Source organism: Paenibacillus profundus (genome assembly GCF_021369635.1).
Lineage (GTDB): Bacteria > Bacillota > Bacilli > Paenibacillales > Paenibacillaceae > Paenibacillus_B > Paenibacillus_B profundus.
In genome coordinates, this window is record NZ_JAJNBZ010000040.1 from 1 (window position 1) to 22,477 (window position 22,477).

Here is a 22,477-nt window from a genome sequence, read left to right on the forward strand (position 1 = left end):
GTAGCAGTAGAAGCTTTTGTTTTTCCTACTGTCTACTATGATGGGAGCATATCAACTAACCGCGGCTTTTTCCTTTTTATGTATTTATGAAATAATAACCTGCCAAATGAACAGATTGCTCTTTTTTAGGATGTCACAAGGAATTTAATATCATGAGGGGGGATGAGAAGGAACTATCTTGATAAAACTAATCCTGAATAAGGGGGTGTTATGGGTGGATAAAACGACAAAAAACGGACTGAAGAATTTAGAAAAAACCATTAAGGCTAAAAATTTCACTCAGGAAGAAAAAGATAGCCCACATGCTGAAACTGTCAAATCCGAGAAGATCCGTTACGAAAACGCTGATAGCATTTACGAATAGATGTGGTGACCAGCCTGATGAGTCCGAGCAGAATAGGACGAAACCTAGGGGCAATGCCCCGATGGTCGCGGATAAACACACTTATTATGCGGGAGATGATGTCGGACACCTTGCTCCAAAGTGGCATAAAAAAAGCACCGGTTAAGGTGCTTATCTATGCCACCAAGATTCCACAATCTGATGAGCGGTTGTAGGATTGTAACCTCTCCCTATCAAGAAAGACACTGCCGCAGCTTCTCTTAGGGCATGCTCAACCGATATGGTTTGCGCTTCTCGTAAGCCATTCTGAACCCATGGTTCCACTACTTGTAATGTTTCGCATTTCAACATATTTGGATCTGGGTAAGGGTACGTGTATGGGTATACATTGGCAGGATGCGGTTGACAACAGTAATTCAAATTGAATATCTCCTCTCAAATTACAACATACACCACCATATGCCCATACCCATGATTTTGACTCAGTTTTATTGCTGGAATAAAAGTACCGCCCCCGAAGGAGCGGCTAAGTAGTTTTCAATTAACCAAAAGGCTGTTGTTTACTACTTCGGCATAATATTCAAATTAGAACATATGGATAATATTATGTTATACTATTTAATTTTGGAAGGAGATGCTTATGCGTTTCAAATTGTTGGCCCTATTGTTGTCAGGTGTTTTGTTAACAGGTCCATTTATCCCTGCTGTAGCAGCCTCAGTCCCTGCAAAAGCCCAGAACTCAGTTTCAGAAGACAATGTAATTAAGTACAATAAACGTGTTGTCGTAGCATATAATAAGAAATACTCCCCAACAAGATCATCCATCCCTCAAGTCTACCAGTACAACGACGGTAAATATGCTGGACAACTTAAGATTACAGTAGTCACCTCATACAGAGATGGAGCTGGAGACTGGTGGGGCGTTACTTATGAAGGCCCTGTTCATGCTGTTTATTCTATTTTTCCTGTTTAATCTTGAAAAATGCCGCTCTATTACAGGGCGGCTATGGTTAAGTTTATGAATTGGTATTATTGCACACTATCATAATATCACGATTTAAAACCCCGAAACTGACATGATAGTGTCATATCCATCTGATTTTTTCAGTAATGCCTGCGCGGTGGCTCGTTAACTATTAAGATATCATCGTCAGACTCATAAAAATCCTGCATTTCATTGCACAATTCTATAAGATAGGCCCGATCATCTTTGTAGAAGTCCGGAGCCATACCCTGATAAAAATAAAAAAACTCGCGGTTAGCAAGTTCTTTGCGGGAATATCTTTTGATTGTCTCCAGGTCAACCATCATGGATCAACCTCTTCAGTTCGTCTACTGTCAGGTCTTTCATTGGATTATTGACGTTTACTCCACCACTGTGATTGATGTCCTGCTTGTCACGCCACTTATCCGGGCGGGGCGGTTCTTCATCAGAATATCTGTGCCGTTCCGTCCCGCTGTACTTCTTTGGTGACGTGCTTAGTCTTGACCATTACCGTGATAGATCCCCCTGTTTCTTCGTCTATCTGTTTGACGGCTTCCTGTGCAACCTCATCATATCGAAAACCAATTGCCCGCTTAAGCAGCGCATTCTCCACTTAACGTCAACGACTTCCTGACCTTTTTTAGGGCCTCCCGAAGCTTATTCTTATAGTCAAAGAAAGTGGAGTTCGCTACACTTAACTTTGCGGCTATCTGCTCAATTGTTAAACCGTCCCTCGCCCATGCTTCGATAAGCAGGAGTTTGGGTTCAACATGGGTTTGGTACTTGTTTTTCCGCCCTACTGCCATGTCTATCAGATCCTTTCGCTAAAATAGAAAAAGCACCTCGATGGGTGCTTTGGTTTGCTTGGTTATTACAGATCATAGATTCTATGAGATATTCTGTATTCTTCCATTACTCCATTTTTCGATTCTACAACATAATAAACTGTTGCACCTGGAGGAACTTGTATATTGCCTATGGAGTGTACGCTCCCCTTTGACTGGCCTATATCCACTGGATCCTGCGCAAAAAGTACGTCAGAAACACGACCATTATGATAATCAATAACTACCCCAAATCTATACCTGCAATCGCCCACACTTGGCCATAAAGTACCCCCTAAATACTTAGTTTCACCTGTATTGTTGTTCCAGGTAAACCAATCTTTATCCCCACCACCTTCTATAAATAACCTAATTTCTTGTTTTGGGAAGATGTTAATAGCAGTCTCTTTTGTGTCACCGATCCCTTTAGCAGCAAATGTACTCTGTGAAAATACTAGAACCATAACAAATACAAAAAACATCGAAAATGACTTTTTAAATTTCACAGGTATTCCACCCTTCGCATTATGTAGAGACAGCTGTCTCTTATTACCATTCTACTAATATATCCCTAATTAAGTACATAGTCCTAAAGCATCAATATACTATCATTTTACTTTTATCAACATATTCCCCCAAATAGCAACATAAAAAAGCCGCTCCGTTGTTCGAAGCGGCAGCAATATAAATATTACATCAGGCTCGACCAAATAATCTGCTTCGTTCCCAGTACAGATAGCGGAACCCATGAGCTGACAGAGGGAACGAAAAACACGACTACCATTTGCTCCGTCGGGTCGACGAACAATGCCGAACGACCAGCGCCTTCTAATTGGAAAGTTCCTTGTGTTTCAAAGGACGTCATATGATCTGCTGCAATGTCGAAGCCAAGCGCATGGGGCTTATCTTGAAGCTTGCCTCCCCACTGATAAGCAGGCTTGCCGAACAGATGCCGGCGTGTCATCAGTTCAACCGTTCTGCGCCCTAATATCCGCTCACTGTTCCAAGCTCCACCGTTTAAGAGCATCTGCCCGAATTTCCACATATCGTGTAAGGTTGAATAAAGCCCGCTGTCCGATCGAGGGGGAAGCTTAGCATAATCCTCCTGTGGCTTTAACAAATTGACGTCCCATTGATCGACAACACACACCTGCCCATGCAACGATTCCGGTACGTCGAAGAATGTGCGATCCAGTTGCAACGGCTCAATAATGTTCTCAATGACGAACGATTCGAACGGAACCCCAGATACTCGTTGTATGATTTCACCTAACAGCAAAAATCCTGCGGACGAATAATTGTACGCTTCGCCCGGCCTATAGTAGAGCGGTCCTTGCAACACTTTGCGTATCCAATCCTCCATTCCGTTCGTGCCCCACCAAGGGTTCGGATACGGTTCATTGAAGTAACCCCCAACCGGCAGGATGCCGGACGTATGGGTCAACAGATGATATAGCGTAATATCCTGATGCGTAGGATTGTTTAATTCCTCAATGATGGTGCATACGGGCTGATCCAGGTACAGCTTGCCGTCTTCCACCAGCTTCATGAGCGCTACAGTCGTAAATGTCTTCGTGATGGAAGCCAGCTTGCGAATCGAATCCGGCTGCAGATCTCCCCTGTCTGCCGTGCCGTCCAACTTGCCCATTGACTTCCAAGCAGCGACTTTTCCATTCCGGGCGATCAGATAACTGGCCGATTGGATGGATCCGTTTTCAATTAGCGATAGAAAATGCACATCTAATTTACCCAATTGCTGCGGATGCAGCCCAACGTCTTGCGGGGAAGCAACAATTGGAGATGATTGGCGTTAATTGTGATGATATGAGATTGTGGGTATAATAAAGTCCATAGTTCTGTTTTATATACTCATGCAGAAGGTGATGGAATGTCTAGTTCATTAATAACAAAAAAAGCGCTTGCAAATTCGCTCAAGGAAGTCATGAACCATGTTCCTTTCAATAAAATTACCGTCAAGCATATCGTGGATAGCTGTGGCTTGAACAGACAAACTTTTTACTATCATTTTCAAGATATATACGATCTGCTCGGTTGGGTCTATAAGACGGAAGCGGTTGAGAGCATCGCCCAATACAGGAGCTATAACACGTGGACACATGGTCTCCTTAAGATTTTCCTCTATATCGAAAATAACAAAGCATTCTGTGTTAACACGCTCAATTCATTAGCAAGAACTCATCTGGACCATTATTTGTATAGCGTCACCACAGAATTGATCATGGGTGTCGTTAACGAAGTTTCGTGCGAAATGGAAGTCAAGGAAGAGGACAAGAAATTTATCGCCAATTTCTATACGCTTGCCTTTACTGGCCTAGTTATTCAATGGATGGAGCACGGAATGAAGGAAGATCCGGAAGCGATGATTGAAAAATTGAACGAATTAGTCGAAGGCAATTTCGCAAAAGCGTTACAGCGATATGAGCACAAACCGCAATAACAATAGTCATACAAGGCGATCCGCCAGCTTGCAATCTGCCTAGCCAAGTTTTTCTTCCCTTTGCCCCACCGCACAATTTCCACATTTCTTTTCCTATTTTCGCAAGCATTTTGTTTGAAATATATACACTTTATAACAAATGACTAAAAATCATACAGTCGCTGTTTATTGATTATTCCGCCAGCAGCCGCGATGTAATACATTTAGGTTGCTAAGGAACACAATTAATAATTACCAATGGAGGCGACTGTTATGAACAAGGAATACAACAACAAACAAGTATATTTTGTCGGTGGCGGAATTGCGTCACTTGCAGGTGCTGCTTTCCTGGTTAGAGACTGTGATTTCCCTGGACAAAATATTCATATTATTGAAGAAACGAAAATTCTCGGCGGCAGCAACGACGGTTCTGGCAACGGCGAGCAAGGATATGTAATTCGCGGCGGCAGAATGCTGAATGATGAAACGTACGAGAATACGTGGGATTTGTTGAAATCCATTCCATCTATCGATGATCCTGCTAAATCCGTCAGAGACGAAATCATTGAATTCGATTCGGCCCATCCAACCCATGCCAATGCTAGACTCGTCAATAAAAACGCTGAGGTTCAGGACGTTACATCCATGGGATTTGATATGGTGGACCGGATTGCAATGTCTAAGCTTATCATTACGCCGGAAGAGAAGATGGGTAAAGCTCGCATCCAAGACTGGTTCGGCCCGCACTTCTTCGAGACGAACTTCTGGTATATGTGGGCGACTACGTTCGCTTTCCAGCCTTGGCATAGCGTGGTAGAGCTCAAACGGTATATGATTCGCTTCATGCATGAGTTCCCAAGAATTCAGACGCTTGAAGGCGTAACGAGAACACCGTTCAACCAGTACGATTCACTCACGCTTCCATTGCATAAATATTTGGCTCAGTACGGCGTTGATTTTGATATGAAATGCACGGTGACCGATCTTGATTTCAAAGATTCAAGCGATATCACCGTGACGAAGATTCATTATGTGAAAGAAGGCACAGCAGGTACCATTGACCTCAATGAAGGCGACCTCGTTATCGTTACCAATGGTTCCATGACAGAAGGCTACAGCCTTGGCTCTATGACCAAAGCGCCAAGCTTAAACGGCAAAGGCAGCTCTTGGAAGCTGTGGGATCGGCTCGCCGCCAAGAAGTCTGGCTTAGGCAATCCTTCCTCCTTCGATGATAACATCGATGGTTCAAAGTGGGAGTCCTTCACCGTAACGTGTCAAGATTCGAGATTCTTCGATCTGATGGAAGCCTTCTCCCGCAACAAAGCAGGGACAGGCGCCTTGGTCACCTTTAAAGAGTCCAGCTGGCTGATGTCAATTGTACTGGCGCATCAACCTCACTTCCGCAATCAGCCTGAACATGTCAAAGTATTCTGGGGCTACGGTCTATTCCCAGACAATACAGGCGACTATGTGAAGAAGAAAATGTCTGACTGTACAGGTGAAGAAATACTGACAGAGCTTCTGCATCATCTTAAATTCGATAAAGACATGGACGCGATTATCCAATCCGCCAATTGCATTCCATGTATGATGCCGTATATTACAGCGCAGTTCATGCCGCGCGCAGTCGGCGACCGGCCTCAGGTCGTTCCGCAAGGCTCAACGAACCTGGCATTTGTCGGACAATTCTGTGAGATTCCGGACGATGTCGTATTTACCGAGGAATACTCGGTAAGAGCCGCAAGAATCGCCGTGTATACACTGTTAGGCCTCAATAAGCCGATTGCTCCAATCAATCAGTATCAATATGATGTAAGAACTTTGTTGAATGGACTCGTAACTTCATTCCGCTAAGCGACACATGATTGTGATATGAAATGCATCAGCTTGCCCTTGGCGCTCCTTATCGGAGCATCAAGGGCATTTTGTATTGTGCTAGATGGAGGTCTTATTCGTGGACACATTGGAATAGAGAATGGATACCGATATTTCGCACAATTCATCGGTGTTGTTTTTATAAATGTGACCCGTTTCAGCCGAGAAGGAGATCGCATCCCCTTTCCCAAGCATGCTTGTCTCCGGTCCGATTTCGATCGTCAGCGTGCCCGCAAACACGGTGACGGATTCAATCACACCGAGCCCATGAGGCTCTGATTGATAAGAACAGCCCGGCAGCAGTCGAGCCCGGAACGTTTCTAATGATATGCCAGGCGCCGCATATGTATTGTAGGCTTCGAACCGCTTGTTGTCTTCCCGGAATTGGGGCTGGTCCTCCGCTCGCACGACCTTTAAGGAAGGATTCTCGAATATGAATGCGGTCAAAGGGATTTGAAGTCCGGAAGCAATCTTCCACAGTGTAGCTACCGTCGGATTGGAGCTGCCTCTTTCGATCTGCCCGAGCATCGGCTTGCTGACACCGGTAAGCTCGGCTAAGTCGTCCAACGTCATGTTTAACTGCTGCCGATAATGGCGCAAACGTTTGCCAATACGGTCAGAGATTAAGTCTTTTTCCATAACGACCTCCATCAGGTAAAGTAATGTGATTAAAATTAATCACTTTATAAAAAAATGATTAGATTTAGACAAAATATCAGTTGACCACCGCAACAGATATGCTATATTATATCTCGGGAGTTATTATAGCATATTAGAGGAGTAATCGCGGATGGACGGCTATGTATCATCTACAATAACAAAAGAAATTCCATTACGGAACGGTTTTATGAAAGCTGTATCCGATGTGTTTCCGCTTGCGCTCAGCGTGTTCACTTATGGACTTGCCTTCGGAGCGCTGGCGAATAACGCCAATCACTTTACATGGTTGGAAACCGTATCGATGTCTCTGTTCGTGTTCGCCGGAGCGGGACAATTTACCATTCTGTCTCTCCTTCAGCAGGATGCCACACTGTGGACGATTGCAATCAGCACTTTTCTCATTAACGCTCGATATATTATATATGGACTATCGCTTGGCCGGGACCTCGGCCCCGTACATCGCAGGCATCTGCTCTGGTTATCATATGGCATTACGGATGAAAGCTACAGCGTCGGCACGATGCAGGCAAGACAAGGGAAGCTAGGGCTTGGATATATGGCCGGAGCTTGCTTGGTCGTGCTGCTGGCATGGGTGTCGAGCGCTGCGGTCGGATATCAACTAGGAGGGTTTATTACAGACCCGGCCCGTTTCGGACTGGACTTTGCCTTTACGGCAGCTTTTCTCGGGCTTCTCATCGTCATGCTGAAGCATCGCAGTCATTTCTTGGCTGCCGGGCTGGCAGTAATCGCATCCGTGGCCGCCTACCAATGGTTCGGCACGTCCGGAGCTGTATTTGCCGGAGCTGCTGCGGCATTTGCTGTAGGAGTGTATTCGAAATGACGTCAAATACTATCTTTATTGTCATCTGTGTGGCCGCGGCCGCAACATTTCTGACCCGCTACCCGAGCATGGCGCTCAGCCGATACATTAAAGTATCCCCACGAGTTGAACGCGGCTTCCATTATGTGCCTATCGGCGTATTTGCCGCTCTGGTAGCGCCGGCCATCTTCTATCACCCAACAGTGGATGGCAAGATTGAATGGGTGTATTATGTGGCTGTAGCCGTTTCGAGCCTGACCGCTTGGTTCGCCAAAAGTCCGCTGTGGGCGATGATTTCGGGCGTATTGATTATTGCGTTGCTACGGTTGATTTAACGGCGTAAACCTCGAGGATCGCATTTTTTTTGATATTTTGATAATTAATATTCACAAAAAGAGCGCATTCTCAGTGAATTCCGCTCTTTTTTGTGTTCCCAATATTCGAATGTGCATCTCATTTACTTCATAATTGCAGCCTCGATCGTCTCAAGCAGTTTCTCCCAGCCGACAGAATCATAGCTTTTCGTGTAATTACTTCCTTAGCCCGACGCTATGATAATCTTCCTCCCTTGATTCTCCATCCCCCGAGCCGCTGTTGTTCCTGCCACAGCCTATTATACAATCCGCCTTTTCCCAGCAAATCCTCATGCTTGCCTTCTTCCACAATGCGGCCTTCATCGACGACCAAGATCCAGTCCGCCGCGCGGATTGTTTTCAAGCGATGGGCAATGACCAGCACTGTTTTATCGTAAGCCAGCTTGCCTATAGCTCGCTGCAGATACGCCTCATTTTCCGGATCGAGAGAAGCGGTTGCTTCATCAAGGATAACAATCGGCGCGTCCTTAAGTATGGCCCGGGCAATGGATATGCGTTGCTTCTCCCCCCCAGACAGCGCCGCTCCCCCCTCTCCTGCCACCGTATCGTAGCCTTGCGGCAGCTGTTCAATAAAAGCGTGACAATGTGCAGCCTTAGCCGCTTTCACCACCTCTTCATGTGAAGCTCCCGGCTTCCCCATCCGAATATTGCTTGCGATCGTTTCATTGAATAAGTAAGGCTGCTGCTGCACGGTGCTGACCAAAGCGAGGAGTTCCTCGCTGCGCATATCTCTCACATCGACGCCGCCGATTCGAACGGCTCCTCCTGTGACATCCCAAAAGCGAGATACCAAGCCTGCTATCGTGGACTTGCCTGCGCCTGATGGTCCGACCAGCGCAATGAGCTTGTGCTCCGGCACCCTAAAATCAATCCCTCTTAAAACTTCCTTCTCCTCATATCGAAAACGCACATCGCTAAATTCAATATCGAAGGAGACGGGGAACTGGGGCTGTTCAGGCTCTGACAGCGGTGGTTCGGCAAAGATGCCGCGTATGCGCTCACCCGCCGAGGCCATATACCGCATCTGTGTCAAAGCCGCCCCAGCCGAGCGCAGCGGTTGATAGAACTTCATGCTGACGACCAGAAAGATCAAAAACGCCGCCGTATCCAGCGTGCCCCCTTCTAGCAAATAGCTGCCGATCAGCAGCAGAAACACAAACCCAAGATCCAGAACAATGGAGAACAGCATCACGACTGGGGACGTCATCGCTTCCACCCGAATACTATCGTCTCGCAGCTGGGCCATCGCGCTATCTAGCCGGGAGAACCGCTGTCCCGTCTGATTGTTGGCTTTGATCAACCGGATCGTCTGCACGTATTCAAGCAAGCGCGAATGCACTGCCGCTGCCGCCTCTTGCCGCTGCTTGCTCCTCCGACTCATCAGAGTCTGGGACCAATATAAAAGAGGAAGCGCCAGTGGTACGGATACGAGTACGGCGAGCGCCAGCCGCCAATCGACGACCAGCAGAAACGCCGCGCTAACGATCGGCAGAATAATCGAACCGATGACATGATTGAACAAGTGGGTTAATATCATTTCCACTTCATCTACATTTGTCAGCAGGGTGTGGCTGATGTCCCCTTGATCCCGGCGGGCGAAGTAACCCATCGGCAGCTTCCGCAAATGCTCACCCAGACGCAAGCGCACATCCTTCATAATCGTGGCGCCATTGCTCTGTGCTTCGATCTGGCCGAGGCTGGAGAACAATGCTTGTACGGCGAACAAGCCAATCAGCAACACCGTCCACCACAGAATTTGCTTTAGCGAAGCCGGCCCCTGAAACAGAGATGCCAGAATGGCATATAAGAGCCCGGCAGGAGCGGCGTTTGCGATCATTTCTAGCACCGTATAGAGAGTCGCCCGAGACAGTAACCCTCTGGAACGCCCCGTAATCAAGCGGATTGTGCTAAACATCGGACTCCTCCTTTCCTTCGAGCGACCACTCCCCGGCATCCCGGTGAGCCTGCCACATACCTGCGTATAATGGACAACTGTGAAGCAACTCATCATGGGTTCCTATTCCGGCTGCTTGACCGTCATCAAACACGACGATGCGATCCGCATCCATAATCGTAGATAGCCGATGCGCAATGACGACAACCGTCTTCCCATGCAACAACCTGCTTAACGCATCCTGTATTTTAGCCTCGTTCTCCGCATCAGCGAACGCGAAAGCTTCATCTAAGATCAGAACCGGCGCGTTCTTCAGAATAGCGCGGGCGATCGCAAGCCGTTGCCGCTCCCCTCCGCTTAGAGGAACGCCACCCTCACCAATTCGCGTATTGTAACCTTCCGGCAGCGCGGAGATAAAATCATGCGCTTGAGCCGCTTGAGCCGCATCAATCATATCACTCTCGCTGGCCCCTTCCTTGCCCATCCGCAGATTGGCAGCTACGGAGTCGCTTACGATAGGAACATCCTGAAAGACGAACGATAGGAGGTCCATCAGATGTTCCGGCGGTATAGAGCGGATATCGAAGCCTCCCAAGCGAATTTCTCCTGCCGCAGGGTCGAAGAAACGGGCGATCAGCTGTGCAGCCGTTGATTTCCCCGCTCCGGAAGGACCGACAAAGGCAGTTACCTTGCCATGCTCAGCCGTCAGATCGATTCCTTTCAGCACCTCCCGTTCCCCATAAGCAAATCGAACCTGACGGAAATCAATGTCGAACCGCTGCGGACTATTGGCTTCTGAGCGTGTCGGAACGGATTGCTCCTCTTCGGACAGCACCGCCTCTATTCGGCGGACCCCTTCCAGATTGTTCTGCATCATGTGGCCCAATGTCGAGATTTGCCGCAACGGCGCTGTCAGTCCGACGCCAAGAAGCAGGAACAGCAGCAAGACAGAAAGCGTAATTGCGCCTTGCCCATACAACCAGACACCCGCAGGCATAATGAACAGCAGCCCCGATTCTAATAGCAGAAGAAACAGGGTATAGAGCGGCGTTTTCTTGCGGGCAATTTGCGTCCATAAGCTCGCGTAGCTCTCTACCGAATGGCGATATCGAGCGAACGAATGCACGGTCTGGTTAAACGACTTGATGACCGGCATCGCATGTACGAACTCAACGATGGCTCCATTCATCGTTTCCGATAGATCATGCATTCGTTGCATATCATCGCTCCGGCGACCGTGAGCCGACATCAACCCCTGAACGGCAAAGGCGGCGGGTATCGGCAGCAGCGCAGCGATACCTAGACGCCAATCGACAGCGAACAGGTACGCCGTCGTTAGCAACGGCGCGATGATCGACGCCGTCAGATCCGGCAGATGGTGCGCGATGAACGACTCAATGCGCTCGACATCGTCGGCAATAACTTTATTGAGCCGTCCAGAATGCTGCGTACTAAAAAAACCGAGCGGCAGCTTCCCCAGCTTCTCGATCAGACGTACACGCAAGTCATACAACACGTGAAACGCAGCAGTGTGCGCCAGCATCGTCGAGGCCCCCATCAAGGCGAACCGCAGCAATACAGCAATACATGCAACCAGAATGAGCTGCCGGACCGCTGACACATCGGCCTGTGGATGGAGAAGACCTTCCGCCATGCGATACACGATGACAAAAGGAATTAACGCAAATACAGCGCTGGCCGCAGAGCACAGACAAGACAATATTAGTTTTCTGCGCTGTTTGCCGGCCAGTCGGAGCAGAAATCGCAATGATTTTGACTGTGCCATCTCTCTATTTCCCCATCGCATTCATAATTTCTTCGATGCCGTCGATTTTGGCAAGTGCCATCGGTCCAGGAAGCGAAGGATCTTCCAAGAAGTACACGCTGTTGTGTTTCACCGCATTCATGCTATTCCACACCTTGCTGTCCTTCAAGGCCTCCTTGACGCCTCCCTGAATCGGACTCTGCCAATTGTTGATTACAAACAAATGATCCGGATTTAGCGCAGCCAAGCTTTCCAGCGATAATTGTCCATCTGCATTCGCTCCATCCACCGGCTTAAGTCCGAGCCCCTTGTAAAAAGGATCGAAGCGGCCATCGTTCCAGGTAATAAACTGTTCTTTCCCTGTGTACATGACAAACAGTACGGATTCCTTACTTCTAAACGCTAATTTTCCTTTATATTCCGCGGATTTGCGGTCAAATTCGGCAAGCACGCTGTTAGCCTTGTCCTCTTTGCCAATCACCTCCGCAATTTGCTGCAACGTTTCCCGCCAGTCCCCCGCTTGCGGAAGAATGATGGTTGGAGCAATTTGGGTTAATTTCTCATACTGATCCTGCATATCGTCTGCTGCAATAATCAAATCCGGCTGCGCGCCCAGCAGTTTCTCCAGATTGACCTCCATACCGAGATCTAGTATCTCTTTCCCCGCCACACGCTTGCTCAAGCTTGGAAAATTCCGCGTGATAGTCTCAATCCCTTGCGCTGCAATCGGATATTCGTCCAAAACGGCCATATAATCGACAAACGAGATATAGGGCGTCGCGATTTTGAGCGGTCGTGCCTGGATGACGGTCTCGCCCTTCAAATGTGTGATCATGCGCGGAAAAGCTGATGCAGCACTATCCACTTTGGCTGTTGAAGCCGACTTCTTGTCCTCTTCCTTGACTGTATGACTCGAGTCAATCCCGGCGCATCCGACTATGCTCCATAACATGGTAACGACTAATAAAAACGAAAATACTTTTCTTCCCCTCATGTTCTTTCCATTCCCCTTTTCTAGTATCAGTCACTTCATCATATAATGCAGGCGATTTGAGCTTCTACCAGTAGGCGGAATACGTTGCGGTTAGCGGGAATATATCTTCACGCAAAAAGACCACTGGAGAAATAACTCCAGTGGTCATGTTCGTTTTTTAAATTTAGGAAACTGCCTTGCATTTCTTTACGGATGCTTTCTTGCAAACATTGCTTTTACATATGTGGTATCTGCCTGAAAAATCGAGTCGATGATCGGTCACCTTAAAGCCAAATTCGCGTTCGATTCGTTCTTCCAGTTCCAACAGCCAATCATCCTGAATCTCTTCCACCGCTCCGCACTCCGAACAAATCATATGATGATGCATATGTTCATGTCCGTCTCCACGCAGGTCGAAGCGAACCACCCCGTCACCGAAATTCATTTTTTCTACGATATGAAGCTCAGATAATAGATCCAACGTTCGATACACGGTGGCAAGTCCAATTTCGGGATACTTGTCCTTCACCAGCATGAACACTTCCTCGGCGCTCAAATGATCGCTTTCGTTCTCCAGTAACACTCGAACTATCGCTTCACGCTGAGAGGTCAGCTTGTAGTGCTTGCTGATCAATTGCTGATTGATTTTATCAAGCCGCTCTGTCATCATCATGTTCGTCAACACCTCCCAAGTTGTTGTTTATCGCCAAATTCTTAATTAGAATTATTTTAATTTAGTTATGATACTAGTTTAATCAAATAAATAAAAATAATCAATAGCCATTCAAAGTCCCGACAAAAAAACATAAACCAAAAAGAAAGCTCTTCAACATTGGCTGAAAAGCTTTACCGATTGGTTTCCTAGTTACTGCTGACTTCGTTGCTGCTTCTCACTTCACTAGCATCTTAACTACATCATCAATTTGCATCATTTTTGCTGTGACCGCTGTCGTTTGCCAGTGGGAGCGTTCTACCTTGTATACATGTCCATTTTTCACAGCAGGCAAGTTCTTCCACAATGCTGCACTCTCTAATTCCGCGATTGCTTCTTTATTGTAATCCGTATTCCAGTCTCCATTGGATGGAAAAATAAAAATATGATCGGCATCGAGCTCAGGAATTTTTTCTAATGATAACTGTGCATGATAGTCTTTGATATCTGTGACCAGCTTGTGTGGTGTCAAGCCAAGATCTGTGTACATCGTAGGACCGATAAAGCCTTTATGCGCGCTAAACAATGCTAACGATTTATCTTTGCCGCTTTGCCGAATCACGGCCACGGTTTCTTTTCCAATCGCTTTTTCCAGCTTTCCTTTTGCTTCCGCCGCTTTTTGCTCATACTGTGCAAGAACATCCTTTGCTTTATCAGTCGCACCTAGCAAATCACCCATCGTTTCAAGTGTTTTTGGCATATTTTGATTGACATCAGCCGGCAGCCAGTAGGTTGGCGCAATCTTGGAATATTGCTCGTACTTAGCCGCATCAGGATCTCCAGGAATGATAATTAAATCTGGATTTACATCTAACAGTGCCTCAATGCTGCCATCCATATCGAACAACGGCACGTCCAGATTCAGATATTCTTGTGTGCCCCACGTATGCGTGTACCATTGCACCACCGGCTGTTGACCCAATGCCACGATATAGTCCTCCAAGTAAAGAGCAGCCACCCGCTGCGGATTTACCGGAATCTCGACTTCACCGAACGCATCTGTAACTACCCGAGTGCTGCCTGTTTGCTGTTCGCTTTCCTTTTGTTTTTGTTCAGTGGACGATTTGTCCGTATTTGGCTCTGCATTCTCTTTGTTTTCCTGCTGCTCCGTCTGTCCCGCCGACTGCCCTTGCGCTCCGCAACCAGTCAGACTCATAATCACAACAAGCAATACAGCCATCCATATATCCATTATCCGACGCGAACTAACCATAAACCGTTCCACTCCCATGCAAGTTGTAAATGTAACGAACAGAGAATACTCATATGTAATGATTCTCATTCTCATTTATTCGTTCACGACAATTGTATCTCATCACATTTACGTCTTACAATGCAAATTCTCGGTTCATTTCTTATACAAACTCGTGCTCTATTATACAAAATGACTGCAATTTCCTTGGCTCGCAAAGGGATCTAAGTTCCCATTCCAGAAAATTCACAATCTCCTTGTTTATCATCTCGGCTTGTTCATGATTAATAGCATGACCAGCATCTCTTATTATTTTGTACAGCAGCTTATTCACGTCTAACTTGGCTATTGCTTTCGCGTAATTGGAAAACCTATCGTATTCACCTATTAAAAACAGTGCTTTATTTTGCAGAGCAGCGAGCTGGCTGTTCTCAAAGATGACGATTTTGTGCTGCATCATAGAATAAATCGGCCCCGTTAATTTACTCAACAGCTTTTTACATTTTTCCCTGACGGAAACAAAGCTTCTGGCAAGAAGGCTGTCATCATTTTGGACATCACTTCAAACGGCCCTGAAGGCACTCTGCCAGCCATGCACACCACTTTTTTCACTTTTAGCGAAGTCGGAATGCCTTCAATATATCCAAACATCATTAATGTGAAGACCTGCCGTGAAGAGGTATACGCGGCTTTTTTACTGTATAAAATCCAATGAACAGCCAGATACGGCCCCCTACATATTTTTATTTTTCAAACATATACAATACTCCGTTTTCTGGTTTTAATAATTCTTTCCCCATATAGCCTCTTCGGATCAACTCTTTACTTATAAATCTCATAAGTGCTCCGTGGCTTACTACTAATATATTTGTTTCTTCGCTTGTCTCGATTCGATCAACGATTTGCCTTACCCTTGTCATGGATTCGCTCCTGCTTTCTTCCTGCGACTGATGTGAGAAATACCATGCTACTCGTCCGATAACTAACCATAGCTTAAAATGTAATTTAAATCGCAACTGAATTGCAGATCTGACGTCTATCTCTCTCAGCAGATTGGTTTTGACAATATGGCCTTTATATAATCGTTCTGCTGTTTGGACTGCTCTTGATAAATCACTTGAAAAACATACGTCCCACTTTGTACTGCGATCAAACTGATCATTGGGCTGAATAGACGACTTATTATATTCATCAACCCAATAGTTAAATTGGGTTGCGTTCATCCATTTATTTTCGGGTGCATACGTCACTTTATAGTGTCTGACCAATCCAATCTTCATAACGAATCACGCACGTCCTCTATTGTTATACTAGTTCAAAAATTCCTCACCATATTGTTTGGCAGCGATAAATTTGGTTTTTAAAGCAATTACAACCTCTCGTTATGATTCAATAAACGGTCCACTTTTTCCTCTAAACGCTGCAAGGTAGCTTTCGTATTGCGCGTATGCTGTACCATTCGATTTACAAACCGATATAACCCAATGAAAAACAAGGCAATTAATCCGAGAAATACGATCTGGTAGATTGCAATCCCCCAATGAAAAGTCATTGTTGCACCCCTCTTTCCTTATTCATAACATTTCCTTCCTTTATCAAAATGGTTTAGGTCCACTCATTCTACATTCCCTTCGAATCCAGACTAGCCTGTTCGGATCGTAGTGAACCGTCTCGAATAGCCGCTCTAACTTTTCCAGTTCCCCGTGAATGTCGCTGATTGCCAATATTCGTTCCAGTGTAACGTTCACTTCCTTTGCCTACCATCGTAACATGAGCGTTCGCTTCTTTTCCAGCCATTAACATTTTTCGATTATTAGGGGCTATGCGCAAAGAAACAGTTCATGTCGTGTCTTGACAATGGAGAGCAGATGTAGGTCAACTTGAAAACGCGTTGGACTCAAATAAACCTCCAATCTCACATTACGTGAATTCGGAGGTTTTGACCTATACCTTCATTTATTTATTGACACTCCACACGGCTAAAGCCGTGGGATTCTTAGCTAGTTGGTGCTTCCATGATTGCCGCTTTTGCTGCATCTACTTCATGTCCGAGATTAAAAAATTGATGAAACATTCCTTTATAGCATGTGTAATGAACCGGCACACCTGCTTGCTGTAATCGTTCGGCATAAGCCTTGCCCTCGTATCGCAGTGGATCGAACTCTGCTGTGATGACCATGGCCGGTGGCAGGCTGGTTACATTTTTATATAGCAAAGGTGACGAATAAGGGTTCATAGCATCTTCTTCATTGCGTAAGTATTGGCTGTAGAACCATCGTATAGAATCCACTGTCAACAAATAACCGTTCGCATTCTCTGTCATGGAGGGGAAATCGAATCGAATGTCTGTAGAGACAGCGGGGTAAATAAGCAGTTGATAGGTGAGCGGCGGACTTCCTTGCTCCTTGGCCTTAATTGCCATTACAGCAGAGAGATTTCCTCCGGCGCTGTCTCCCCCGACGGCTATCTGTGACGGATTCACGTTAAGCTCATCAGCATGATCTGAGACCCAATTCAAGGAAGCAAATGCATCTTTTAACCGCAGTGATAGAACTCCATATTGGATCTTTTTTGTTCAACGCACCGCCGTTCGATTCATCCAAAAAGATATAATCGCCGGCATAATCAGCCAGCACTTCAAAAGAAACTTGCTTATATGTTTCCCCCTGATCCATCATCTCCTTCTGAATAAGAGCTGGGGGAATTAACTGAAGATGTCTGTAGATCGCTTGTCCGCCACGATAAATGCCGTCCCCAATACTATCAATTCCGGAGATGAGATTCTGTATATGCACGTTTTTAAGATCGGAATCGGTTGCGCCAACAGGCTTTACCCCCAATAGAAGCAGCGTAGGTAAATATCCGTCTACGATAACCCGTTGTGGATTCGCCGGTATTTCAATATCGCCATGAATCGTGTTTACGACTTTCGTTTTTGATTCTTTTTTTGTGCTGGAGCCCATAAATTCATCAAGGGATGTCTGACTTTCGGAGGATTGGGTGCTCGTACCGCTACATGCGGTAATAAGTATAGAAAATAAAACGAATAACATATAAACGATATAATTACGTTTACAATTAATCATTGTATCCCTCCCCCCTGCGCATTCCTTATCATTCACGACTACATTAACCATTTCGCAGCAGTACGTTTCATGTGCCTTACAGTTGATAAGGAGCGCTGGTCAGTTTTCCTCTTTGTTTTGTTTGCTGTGAACGGAATCCAGGGTTGAAGCCTTCGGATATGGAAAGAGCCGGCTCTTGCTTACACCTATCATTTGAGATGTATAGATGCCGGTATGCCCAGAGAATAAATAGCTGACCACGCACACCATAAAGAGATATACGCTCGCTTCGGAACCAAACAATTCAATCCCCATCACAAAACAAGCTAGCGGAGTATTGGTTGCGCCACTGAAGACAGCGACCATGCCTAGAGCAGCCATAAATGGTGCCGACACCTGCAGCAAAGCGGCCAAAGCGTTGCCTAGAGTAGCCCCAATGACAAAGAGCGGGGTCACTTCTCCTCCCTGAAACCCGGCTCCAAGGGTTACCGATGTAAATACAGTCTTAAGGAAAAAAGAGCCTGGAGCGACTTCACCATCGAAAGCCTGCGACAATAATGGAAGCCCCAGTCCAATATAATCACGAGTTCCGACCAGATAGACCAAGCCGATGACAATCACACCGCCAACAAAGCTTTTTAACATCGGATTTTTGAAAAGGAAGGAGAAGCCCTTTTTCAAACGATGGGTCAGCTCACTGAACAAAATGCTTGTCAAACCAAACAAAATGGCTGCAATACACACTTTTAGAATCAAGGGAAGTGTCATCTCTGGAATGGCCCCAATGGTATAATGGCTATGGTGAACCCCCCACGCAGCAGTTACTCTGTCCCCCACCAAGCTGGCAACAAAGCTTGGGAAAATAGCACTGTGCCTGAACATGCCAATTGCCAGCACTTCAATGGCAAAAAAAGTGCCTGCCAACGGTGTGCCAAAGACCGAGCCAAACCCGCTGCTTATTCCACATATAAGTATGATTTTTCGGTCCAATGCATCCAATTTGAAACATTTTCCAATCCATTCCGACAGACTTCCTCCCATTTGCACCGCTGTTCCTTCCCGACCTGCAGATCCGCCAAACAAATGGGTAATAATTGTGCCAAACAATACTAATGGAGCCATTCGAAAAGGCACATGCTCTTGTGCTTCCGTATTGATTTGTTCCAGGATTAAATTGTTCCCTTTTGAGGCGTTGTTGCCGTAACGTTTATATAAATAACTTACGGCCGCTCCTCCAATGGGCAGTAAGAACAACAGCCACGAATACTGCAAGCGCATGTCAGTAGCCCACTCTAAGCTGGTGAGGAAAAATGCGGAGGCTGATCCGGTAATAATCCCCACCACACCACCAAGCAATATCCATTTAAGAACATAAAATAGAATCGCGGCATGGAGCTGTTTTTTTGCCAACCTTCTCGCTTGCAGCTTCAGTTTTTCCATCGATTTGTTCCTCCAGGTTCAATTGAGCCAAAAAAACAGACTCCTACCAGTAAAAGTTGCTTACCGGTAGGAGTCATTAGCTCAAAGGCAGTTAAAGGCGAACTCCATCGCCTATGATTTGTTATCATTATATTCGATATTTAATGGAGAATGCAATAGCTTATCCATGAGTGAAATCCCTTGCAGGACCGACTGACAGCCTCTCCACAAGCTTAACGGGGATTTGTATGTTTTGCGACGCAATTCTGCCAGTCTCGATTCCCTCGACAACTAATTCTGCGCTTTTTCTGCCGATTTCAAAAAAATTCTGTTCAAACGTTGTTAACGGAATATCCAGATGGTGAACGATTTCATTATTGTCAAAACCAATCAAAGACATGTCTCCGGGAATCGACATTCCCGCTTCCGACAAATATTTATATAAATCGGTCGCAATCGTATCATTTTCACATTGGATCGCTGTCACCTGAAGTTCTCTACATTTTTGCATTAAACGGGACAAAAACTCCTGTTTCCCCAGCTTTCGGGTATGAACAATGGCATTCAGAACGACCATTTCATCATTAATGTATAGTCCATTTTCTTTTAAAGCCTGACAGTATCCAAAATAGCGATTTCTTACCGAAGAAGTGGATTCAATGCTAATGCTAGAAACGAACCCTATTCTCCGGTGTCCCTGCGCAATTAATTGGCTGGCCGCTTGATAGCCGCCATTGAAATTATCAGAAGTCACACTAGTGACTGGGACACTCTCGAAATATTTGTCAATGGTGACAATCGGATACGAATTGAAATACAATGTATTTATAATTTCCCAATTTGTACTATCCGATACGGGATAATAGATGATGCCCGGAATGCCGTTTTTCGGGAGCGTCTTGAGAAATTCATTTTCATTCTCTGAATTCGCATCCGTCTGATGAATGCTTAAGTAATATCCCTTTGCATTCAAATAATCCGAAGCTCCTCGAATATAACCGATCAACCCGCTGGCATTATCGAAAGGCAATATCATCGACACCACTTTATTCATTCCATCCAGCCTTGGCCCTGAGTGGTCAGCATAACGAGATAGCGCCTTCACATAACTTCCGCTTCCTCTGATTCGATAAATGTAGCCTTCACGCTCCAACTCGGCCAATGCCCTTTTTGAAGTAATGCGACTGACTGAGAACTGCTTCGCTAATTCGACTTCAGTCGGAAGTCTTTGATCCGCCTTATACTCGTTTTGTAATATTCTCTCTTTTAGATCATTCAAAATAACAAGATATAATGGTTCATTTGCCTTTGACATTCGGTTTCCACATCCTAAACACGATAAACATCCCCACAGAAAAACATTCACCATTCCACGATGTCTGCACATACAGTATATCGATTTCTAATTACGTTTACCAGAGATTCAAGCTTTGAGCAGTCTTACGGTGACCTATCATAACGCTTGCTGTTCCGCTCGTCCAGCGACACGCTCAGACTAACAAGGGCGCATCCCCCGTCCCTTTGCTTCATTCTCCCCTTCCATCAGAAGGGAGCATGCTCACTCTAGATTACTGCCATTATAATTAGCCGCTTCATGGAATGACCTCTATACGAAACGGAACCGAATGTGTCTTCCCCCGTCGTTATCTTTCCTGACGGTATGGGAGAGTGGAGCTAAGGGCCATTTGTACGGAAGCCCGACAACATAAAAGCCCAATAACGGAATGCAACCCGTTACTAGGCTATTCATTATAGAAATACTTTGTTTTTTACTTCACATTGTTATATCGCTCATACTGGGCACGTTTAATCTCCACATATTTTTCAGCCCCCATTTTATTGAGCGTCGCTACATAATTATCCCACTCAGCATCCAAATCTAATTTGCCCGTTATAAATTTAACACGCATTTCAGCAATATATTTGTTAATATCCGTCATGATTGCGCTAGTTTGTTTGCTTTCTTCCGGTGTCGGCATAAAATCAGGCCATCTTTCTTCTGGAGCATACTTTTCAAGCTCTGCCGTATCGGCGAGAATGTCTTGGGCCACTGTCGTTCCCTTGATTGCCGTTCTCAATTCATCCAAAGGCTCCACATACAGGTAATCTCCTCCATATACGTTATCTACATACTGGAACGCTCCCAATTGCAAGCCGCCTTTATAGTTTGCAATCTCATCAATATATACAGGCTTGCCATCTACCATATTGTAAGTTTCGCCTTCAATCCCTAACGTTCCGAATTTCGAGCCTTCTTCGCCGTAAAAATAATCCACCCATTTCAACGTTTGCTCCGGATGTTTATTTTTATTGGTAATAATGAAAGAGGAAATGCCTCGAGTCGGCGGATCCATCCAGTTCACGACCTTGTCTCCATTCGGACCTTCAAGCACATTGATTCCAATAAAGTTCTTCTTCACATCGCTGCCAAGATAATCTGCGCCAACCCACGAGAAGGCACCGACCAAATCTTTGGCACCGTCAGCCACCCATTGCGCATATTCGTAGCCGGAGAAATTTTGCTGAGGCAGCGACTTGTCATTGTACAACTCGATTAAATATTTCCAGACTTCTTTATACTTTGGATCGTTAAATATCGTTTTCAACTGTCCGTCTTTGTCTTTATAAATCCAGTTGCTGTTCGCCTTCAATCCACCATTGCCCATTCCAAAGCTTCCGAATAATTGTCTCTCAAGCGCCCAATTCAGAGTGCCTGTCGGTGCCACCCAACTCATTTCATTTCCTGCTGTCCCATCACCGTTAGCGTCTTTTTCATGAAAAGCCTTTAATGTGCTTCTGACAAGCTATAGATGATTATATGGAATTTTATAATAACCGCAGGATGCATAGAAGCTTAAAAAAGCGATCGCCAATCGCCTTTCTAAAGGGTGTTGAGGATGGCACTGTTGATGCTGGTAAATTCGCAGTGGCGGTCTAAGTGTGAGCTTCTTAAATTGAAGCTATTCTCTGAAAAAATAAGCTATTCTACGATCGCAATTGATTATCTGCCTAGTTCTCCATAATTAGGGGGTCGAACCGCTTATGCAGTCCAGCACTAGGAATCACGAGCAATGGGACCAAACAAATGTACAAATGCAGTTGGAGCATTACTGAAAATTTGATTCATATGCAAAGGTCT

At 45.7% G+C, this 22,477-nt stretch carries 24 protein-coding genes and 1 riboswitch; of the genes, 7 read left to right on the forward strand and 17 right to left on the reverse strand.

Features of this window, described 5'->3' with window-relative positions; genetic code table 11:
- The first annotated feature begins 214 nt into the window (after positions 1-214).
- Positions 215-364, forward strand: a complete 150-nt coding sequence (locus tag LQV63_RS27355) for a hypothetical protein (protein ID WP_233699069.1) — start codon at positions 215-217, stop codon at positions 362-364.
- 619 nt (positions 365-983) lie between these two features.
- Positions 984-1,316, forward strand: coding sequence for a PAS sensor protein (locus tag LQV63_RS27360; RefSeq protein ID WP_233699070.1), 333 nt, complete (start codon positions 984-986; stop codon positions 1,314-1,316).
- Positions 1,317-1,447: 131 nt separating this feature from the next.
- Here the strand turns inward: LQV63_RS27360 and LQV63_RS27365 are convergent, their stop codons facing one another.
- The 3 genes from LQV63_RS27365 to LQV63_RS27375 form a co-directional block, all read right to left on the reverse strand.
- Positions 1,448-1,654 (reverse strand): hypothetical protein, encoded by a 207-nt coding sequence (locus LQV63_RS27365; RefSeq protein ID WP_233699071.1) that lies wholly within the window; start codon positions 1,652-1,654, stop codon positions 1,448-1,450.
- Positions 1,655-2,199: 545 nt separating this feature from the next.
- Positions 2,200-2,658, reverse strand: a complete 459-nt coding sequence (locus LQV63_RS27370) for a hypothetical protein (RefSeq protein ID WP_233699072.1) — start codon at positions 2,656-2,658, stop codon at positions 2,200-2,202.
- A gap of 185 nt (positions 2,659-2,843) precedes the next feature.
- Positions 2,844-3,905: a serine hydrolase domain-containing protein gene (locus LQV63_RS27375; protein ID WP_233699073.1), complete on the reverse strand. Its 1,062-nt coding sequence runs from the start codon at positions 3,903-3,905 to the stop codon at positions 2,844-2,846.
- A 135-nt stretch (positions 3,906-4,040) separates the two neighbouring features.
- Between LQV63_RS27375 and dhaS the strand changes: the two genes are divergently transcribed.
- Positions 4,041-4,610: a dihydroxyacetone kinase transcriptional activator DhaS gene (gene dhaS, locus LQV63_RS27380; RefSeq protein ID WP_233699074.1), complete on the forward strand. Its 570-nt coding sequence runs from the start codon at positions 4,041-4,043 to the stop codon at positions 4,608-4,610.
- A 252-nt stretch (positions 4,611-4,862) separates the two neighbouring features.
- Positions 4,863-6,443, forward strand: coding sequence for an oleate hydratase (locus LQV63_RS27385; protein ID WP_233699075.1), 1,581 nt, complete (start codon positions 4,863-4,865; stop codon positions 6,441-6,443).
- A gap of 81 nt (positions 6,444-6,524) precedes the next feature.
- On the opposite strand, the gene LQV63_RS27390 is transcribed toward LQV63_RS27385, so the two are convergent.
- Positions 6,525-7,103, reverse strand: a complete 579-nt coding sequence (locus LQV63_RS27390; RefSeq protein WP_233699076.1) for a helix-turn-helix domain-containing protein — start codon at positions 7,101-7,103, stop codon at positions 6,525-6,527.
- Between the two features lie 151 nt (positions 7,104-7,254).
- On the opposite strand from LQV63_RS27390, the gene LQV63_RS27395 reads away from it, so the two are divergent.
- Both LQV63_RS27395 and LQV63_RS27400 read left to right on the forward strand, forming a co-directional pair.
- A complete protein-coding gene (locus LQV63_RS27395; RefSeq protein ID WP_019424471.1) occupies positions 7,255-7,965 on the forward strand; it encodes an AzlC family ABC transporter permease in 711 nt (236 codons plus the stop codon).
- Positions 7,962-8,279 (forward strand): AzlD domain-containing protein, encoded by a 318-nt coding sequence (locus LQV63_RS27400; protein WP_019424470.1) that lies wholly within the window; start codon positions 7,962-7,964, stop codon positions 8,277-8,279. Before LQV63_RS27395 ends, LQV63_RS27400 begins: the two co-directional genes overlap by 4 nt.
- 214 nt (positions 8,280-8,493) lie before the next feature.
- Here the strand turns inward: LQV63_RS27400 and LQV63_RS27405 are convergent, their stop codons facing one another.
- The 13 genes from LQV63_RS27405 to LQV63_RS27465 all read right to left on the reverse strand — a co-directional run bounded on the left by LQV63_RS27405 (position 8,494) and on the right by LQV63_RS27465 (position 22,073).
- Positions 8,494-10,233: an ABC transporter ATP-binding protein gene (locus LQV63_RS27405; protein WP_233699077.1), complete on the reverse strand. Its 1,740-nt coding sequence runs from the start codon at positions 10,231-10,233 to the stop codon at positions 8,494-8,496.
- Entirely contained in the window at positions 10,226-11,998 is a 1,773-nt protein-coding gene (locus LQV63_RS27410; protein WP_233699078.1) for an ABC transporter ATP-binding protein, read from the reverse strand. The genes LQV63_RS27405 and LQV63_RS27410 overlap by 8 nt, the downstream gene beginning before the upstream one ends.
- Positions 11,999-12,002: 4 nt before the next feature.
- Positions 12,003-12,971: an ABC transporter substrate-binding protein gene (locus tag LQV63_RS27415; RefSeq protein ID WP_233699079.1), complete on the reverse strand. Its 969-nt coding sequence runs from the start codon at positions 12,969-12,971 to the stop codon at positions 12,003-12,005.
- A gap of 163 nt (positions 12,972-13,134) precedes the next feature.
- The gene (gene fur / locus LQV63_RS27420) at positions 13,135-13,623 is read right to left on the reverse strand and encodes a ferric iron uptake transcriptional regulator (protein WP_325175925.1); all 489 of its coding nucleotides are present in this window, start codon (positions 13,621-13,623) and stop codon (positions 13,135-13,137) included.
- 217 nt (positions 13,624-13,840) lie between these two features.
- Positions 13,841-14,875 carry an ABC transporter substrate-binding protein gene (locus LQV63_RS27425; protein WP_233699080.1) on the reverse strand — a complete coding sequence of 345 codons (1,035 nt, stop codon included), beginning with the start codon at positions 14,873-14,875 and terminating at the stop codon, positions 13,841-13,843.
- Between the two features lie 465 nt (positions 14,876-15,340).
- Complete coding sequence (locus tag LQV63_RS27430; protein ID WP_019424463.1) at positions 15,341-15,508, reverse strand: hypothetical protein; 168 nt, start codon at positions 15,506-15,508, stop codon at positions 15,341-15,343.
- Between the two features lie 89 nt (positions 15,509-15,597).
- On the reverse strand, positions 15,598-16,134 hold the full coding sequence (locus LQV63_RS27435; RefSeq protein ID WP_233699081.1) for a histidine phosphatase family protein: 537 nt from the start codon (positions 16,132-16,134) through the stop codon (positions 15,598-15,600).
- Between the two features lie 89 nt (positions 16,135-16,223).
- Positions 16,224-16,406 (reverse strand): DUF4083 family protein, encoded by a 183-nt coding sequence (locus LQV63_RS27440; protein ID WP_233699082.1) that lies wholly within the window; start codon positions 16,404-16,406, stop codon positions 16,224-16,226.
- Between the two features lie 444 nt (positions 16,407-16,850).
- Positions 16,851-17,372: an alpha/beta hydrolase gene (locus LQV63_RS27445; protein WP_233699083.1), complete on the reverse strand. Its 522-nt coding sequence runs from the start codon at positions 17,370-17,372 to the stop codon at positions 16,851-16,853.
- Positions 17,347-17,940, reverse strand: a complete 594-nt coding sequence (locus tag LQV63_RS27450) for a hypothetical protein (RefSeq protein WP_233699084.1) — start codon at positions 17,938-17,940, stop codon at positions 17,347-17,349. The genes LQV63_RS27445 and LQV63_RS27450 overlap by 26 nt, the downstream gene beginning before the upstream one ends.
- 99 nt (positions 17,941-18,039) lie before the next feature.
- Positions 18,040-19,359, reverse strand: a complete 1,320-nt coding sequence (locus LQV63_RS27455) for a voltage-gated chloride channel family protein (RefSeq protein WP_233699085.1) — start codon at positions 19,357-19,359, stop codon at positions 18,040-18,042.
- Between the two features lie 60 nt (positions 19,360-19,419).
- Positions 19,420-19,480, reverse strand: a riboswitch (Fluoride riboswitch).
- A 39-nt stretch (positions 19,481-19,519) separates the two neighbouring features.
- Positions 19,520-20,707, reverse strand: a complete 1,188-nt coding sequence (locus LQV63_RS27460) for a GntR family transcriptional regulator (RefSeq protein ID WP_325175926.1) — start codon at positions 20,705-20,707, stop codon at positions 19,520-19,522.
- 400 nt (positions 20,708-21,107) lie between these two features.
- Positions 21,108-22,073 carry a type 2 periplasmic-binding domain-containing protein gene (locus tag LQV63_RS27465; protein WP_233699086.1) on the reverse strand — a complete coding sequence of 322 codons (966 nt, stop codon included), beginning with the start codon at positions 22,071-22,073 and terminating at the stop codon, positions 21,108-21,110.
- Positions 22,074-22,156: 83 nt separating this feature from the next.
- Here LQV63_RS27465 and LQV63_RS32195 point away from each other — a divergent pair, with 83 nt between their 5' ends.
- Complete coding sequence (locus tag LQV63_RS32195) at positions 22,157-22,276, forward strand: hypothetical protein (protein WP_407672972.1); 120 nt, start codon at positions 22,157-22,159, stop codon at positions 22,274-22,276.
- Positions 22,277-22,477: the final 201 nt, after the last annotated feature.

Bases quoted from the DNA above. Each gene is read 5' to 3' on its own strand.
- LQV63_RS27360 (WP_233699070.1), top strand. From the start codon at position 984: ATGCGTTTCAAATTGTTGGCCCTATTGTTGTCAGGTGTTTTGTTAACA.
- fur (WP_325175925.1), bottom strand. From the start codon at position 13,623: ATGATGATGACAGAGCGGCTTGATAAAATCAATCAGCAATTGATCAGC.
- LQV63_RS27430 (WP_019424463.1), bottom strand. From the start codon at position 15,508: ATGATGTTTGGATATATTGAAGGCATTCCGACTTCGCTAAAAGTGAAA.
- dhaS (WP_233699074.1), top strand. From the start codon at position 4,041: ATGTCTAGTTCATTAATAACAAAAAAAGCGCTTGCAAATTCGCTCAAG.
- LQV63_RS27390 (WP_233699076.1), bottom strand. From the start codon at position 7,103: ATGGAAAAAGACTTAATCTCTGACCGTATTGGCAAACGTTTGCGCCAT.
- LQV63_RS27405 (WP_233699077.1), bottom strand. From the start codon at position 10,233: ATGTTTAGCACAATCCGCTTGATTACGGGGCGTTCCAGAGGGTTACTG.
- LQV63_RS27440 (WP_233699082.1), bottom strand. From the start codon at position 16,406: ATGACTTTTCATTGGGGGATTGCAATCTACCAGATCGTATTTCTCGGA.
- LQV63_RS27435 (WP_233699081.1), bottom strand. From the start codon at position 16,134: ATGAAGATTGGATTGGTCAGACACTATAAAGTGACGTATGCACCCGAA.
- LQV63_RS27455 (WP_233699085.1), bottom strand. From the start codon at position 19,359: ATGGAAAAACTGAAGCTGCAAGCGAGAAGGTTGGCAAAAAAACAGCTC.
- LQV63_RS27410 (WP_233699078.1), bottom strand. From the start codon at position 11,998: ATGGCACAGTCAAAATCATTGCGATTTCTGCTCCGACTGGCCGGCAAA.
- LQV63_RS27385 (WP_233699075.1), top strand. From the start codon at position 4,863: ATGAACAAGGAATACAACAACAAACAAGTATATTTTGTCGGTGGCGGA.
- LQV63_RS27365 (WP_233699071.1), bottom strand. From the start codon at position 1,654: ATGATGGTTGACCTGGAGACAATCAAAAGATATTCCCGCAAAGAACTT.
- LQV63_RS27460 (WP_325175926.1), bottom strand. From the start codon at position 20,707: ATGGTGAATGTTTTTCTGTGGGGATGTTTATCGTGTTTAGGATGTGGA.
- LQV63_RS27450 (WP_233699084.1), bottom strand. From the start codon at position 17,940: ATGATTAATTGTAAACGTAATTATATCGTTTATATGTTATTCGTTTTA.
- LQV63_RS27395 (WP_019424471.1), top strand. From the start codon at position 7,255: ATGGACGGCTATGTATCATCTACAATAACAAAAGAAATTCCATTACGG.
- LQV63_RS27465 (WP_233699086.1), bottom strand. From the start codon at position 22,073: ATGAGTTGGGTGGCACCGACAGGCACTCTGAATTGGGCGCTTGAGAGA.
- LQV63_RS32195 (WP_407672972.1), top strand. From the start codon at position 22,157: ATGGAATTTTATAATAACCGCAGGATGCATAGAAGCTTAAAAAAGCGA.
- LQV63_RS27425 (WP_233699080.1), bottom strand. From the start codon at position 14,875: ATGGTTAGTTCGCGTCGGATAATGGATATATGGATGGCTGTATTGCTT.
- LQV63_RS27415 (WP_233699079.1), bottom strand. From the start codon at position 12,971: ATGAGGGGAAGAAAAGTATTTTCGTTTTTATTAGTCGTTACCATGTTA.
- LQV63_RS27400 (WP_019424470.1), top strand. From the start codon at position 7,962: ATGACGTCAAATACTATCTTTATTGTCATCTGTGTGGCCGCGGCCGCA.